Genomic DNA, 3,447 nt, shown 5'->3' with positions numbered 1-3,447 from the left:
GACGGCCGAGCCGCGCAGCACGGCGAGGACCTGGTGACCGTTGGCCTCGGCGTCCGACAGTTTCTCCAGTAGGACGAGCCCGACACCCTCGCCCCAGCCGGTGCCGTCGGCGCCGTCGGCGAACGCCTTGCACCGGCCGTCGGGTGAGAGTCCCCGCTGCCGGGAGAACTCCACGAAAGCCCCGGGTGTCGCCATGACGGTGACACCACCGGCCAGTGCCAGCGTGCACTCGCCGTTGCGCAGGGCCTGCGCGGCCAGGTGCATCGCCACCAACGACGACGAACACGCCGTGTCGATCGTGACGGCCGGGCCCTCCAGACCGAAGGTGTAGGACAGGCGGCCCGAGGCGATGCTGGCGGCGCTGCCACTGCCCAAGTGGCCCTCGAAGCCGGGCGGCGGCTGGGTGTGGCGGGCCGAGTAGTCGCCGTACATCACACCGGTGAAGACGCCGGTACGGCTCCCGCGCAGTGTCGTCGGGACCAGGCCGGCGCGCTCGAAGACCTCCCAGCCGGCTTCCAGCAGCAACCGCTGCTGCGGGTCGATGGCGAGCGCCTCGCGCGGCGAGATGCCGAAGAAGTCGGCGTCGAAGTCGGCGGCGTCGTGGAGGAAACCGCCTTCCCGGGTGTACGACTTCCCCGGGGCGTCGGGATCGGGGTCGTACAGGTCCTCCGGGTCCCAGTCGCGTCCTTCGGGGAAGCCCGAGACGGCGTCCGTGCCGGCGGCGACCAGCTCCCACAGGTCCTCCGGGGAGGTGACGCCTCCGGGGTACCGGCAGGTCATGGAGATGATCGCGACGGGCTCGTCACCGACCGCGCCGAGGCCGGGCAGGCCGGCGGAGTCGTCCGCGACTCCCAGCAGCTCCGCGGCCAGGTGGCGGGCGAGCGCACTCGGCGTCGGGTGGTCGAACACCAACGTCGCCGGGAGGCGCAACCCGGTCGCCGTCGTCAGGCGGTTGCGCAACTCCACGGCGGTCAGCGAGTCGAAGCCGAGGTCCTGGAAGGCCCGCTGCGGATCGACCGCCTGCGGCCCGCTGTGTCCCAGAACGGTGGCGATGTGCGTGCGTGTCAGGTCGAGCAGCAACTGTTCCTGTTGCTCCGGGGGCAGTGCCGCCAGGCGAGCGGTGAGGCTGCTCCGTCCGGTGTCCCGGCGCGCCTGTGCGGGCACCAGGGAGCTGAGCAGCGGAGGGAGCGTGCCCGCCGTCGCATGGCTGCGCAGCGCGGGCCGGCTGAGCCGCACGGGCAGCAGGGTGGCGGACCCGGAGGCGAGCGCGGCGTCGAAGAGGGAAAGGGCGTCCTCGGTCGCCAGCGGCATGATCCCGGTGCGATTGATGCGAGCCATGTCCGCGTCCGACAACGTGCCCGTGAGCCCGCTGGTCTCGGCCCACAGGCCCCAGGCCAGCGACTGGGCCGGAAGGCCGGCGGCGTGGCGATGGGCGGCCAGGGCGTCGAGGAAGGCGTTGGCGGCGGCGTAGCCGCCCTGGCCGGGGCTGCCGAGGGTGCCAGCCGCGGACGAGAAGAGAACGAAGGCCCTGAGGCCGAGGTCCCTGGTCAGCTCGTGCAGATGCCAGGCCACGTCCGCCTTCGGGCGGAGCACGGCGTCGATCTGCTCGGGGGCGAGAGCGCTGATCACCGCGTCATCGAGCACGCCCGCGGTGTGCACGACGGCTGTCAGCGGACGGTCGGACGGTATCGACTCCAGCAGCGCCGCCAGCGCCCGCGGGTCGCCGGCGTCGCAGGAGGCGATGGTGACCTCGGCCCCCAGCGAGGTCAGCTCGGCCTCCAGCTCCGCCGCACCGGCGGCGGCCCTGCCGCTGCGGCTGACCAGCAGCAGGTGCCGCACCTGGTGGCTGCCGGCGAGGTGACGGGCGACGAGGCCGCCGAGCGTTCCGGTGCCACCGGTGACGAGCACGGTGCCCTCAAGGTCGATCGGTTCGGGCGCGTCGTCGGCCGGAGTCGCCGGTACCCGGGTCACGCGGGGCACCAGCACCCGGTCGCCCCGCACCGCGGCCTGCGGCTCGTCGACGGCGGCGACGGAAGGCAGCACTCCGCGCCCCGCGCCCGCGTCCAGGTCGACGAGGAGGAAACGCCCCGGGTGCTCCAGCTGTGCCGACCGCACCAGCCCCCACACCGCCGCCGCGGCGACATCCGTCACCGTGTCGGTCTCGGCCGTGGCGACAGCGCCTCGTGTGACCACCAGGAGACGACTGGACCGCAGGCTCTCGTCACCGAGGAACTGCTGGACGGTGCGCAGTGCGGCCTTGGCCAGCGTGCGTGCGGCGTCCGGAGCAGCCGTGGCGCCGTCACCCGTGAACTCGGCGACGACGGTGCCCGGCCCCTCGTCGTCCGATTCGCGGCCCCTGCCCAGGGCCGTCACGTCGGAGAGGTCGCCGCCCTCGCCGAGGTGTACCCAGCCGTCGGGCGTCTGCGTCTCGTCGAGGGACACGTCCGTCGCCTGCCGCCACGTCAACGAGTGGAGGGGGTTGCCGTGGTGCGCGCCGTGCAGCGCGGCCACATCCAGGCTCCGTACCTTCAGGGCCCCCACGCTGAGCAGCGGAGTGTCCGTGGCGTCCGTGACGCGCACCGTATAGGTGTCGGAGCCCGTGGGACGCAGTCGGACACGCAGCGACGTGGGGGCGGACGCGTCGGCGACGGGGTGCAGAGTGACATCGCTCCAGGTGAACGGCAGACGCATCCGCCGGTCGCCGTCACCGTCCTGCGATCCCGGGGCCGGCAGACCGGGGTGGTCGGCGGCGGCGAGCGCGTGCAGGGCGCAGTCGAGCAGGGCAGGGTGGAGGACGTACCCGTCCGTGCTGACGCCCTCCTCGGGCAGCGACACCTCGGCACAGATGCTGCCGTCCGTGCCGGCACGCCAGGCGGCGGTGAGACCCCGGAAGGCCGGCCCGTAGTGGTAGCCGGACTGGGCGGCCATCTCGTAGAAGTCGTCCACGGCGACGCGCTCGTGCCCGGGAGAGGGCCACGCTCCGGTGGGTCCCTCCGGCACACCGGCTGACGCGCTGGGGCCCGACAAGGTGCCCGTGGCGTGCCGCACCCAGAGGTCCTGGCTGTCCGCGGCGTTCGTGTCCTCGTCGTCCGAGGGGTTTCCCGGGCGGGTGTGCACCGACAGCGAACGACGACCGCTCTCGTCGGGTGGGTCGATCGTCACCTGGAGGTGGGTACTGCCGCGCTCGGGGAGGACCAGGGGGGCCTGAAGGGTGAGTTCCTCGACGCGGGCGAGGCCGACGTGGCGTGCCGCGTGGAGGGCGAGTTCGACGTATGCGGTCCCGGGCAGGACGAGGACGCCGGTGAGGGCGTGGTCCGCGAGCCAGGGGTGGTCGTCGGTGTGGAGGCGGCCGGTGTAGGTGACACGGCCGTCGGTGGCCGACTCGATGGTGGCTGCCAGCAGGGGGTGCGTGGTGGCTGACTGTCCGAGGTGGGTGGGGTCGTTGTG

Annotated in this window: 1 protein-coding gene; it reads right to left on the bottom strand. The window is 73.3% G+C overall.

Annotated features, from left to right (window positions below):
- A partial coding sequence (locus VT52_RS34475) for a type I polyketide synthase (RefSeq protein ID WP_143070972.1) occupies window positions 1–3,447 on the bottom strand: 3,447 nt, incomplete at both ends.

Origin of the sequence: Streptomyces malaysiense (assembly GCF_000980885.2) — a bacterium.
GTDB classification, from domain to species: Bacteria; Actinomycetota; Actinomycetes; order Streptomycetales; family Streptomycetaceae; genus Streptomyces; species Streptomyces malaysiense.
Note: the sequence above shows the minus strand (reverse complement) of the source record. Positions and strands in the feature narration are given on the sequence as shown.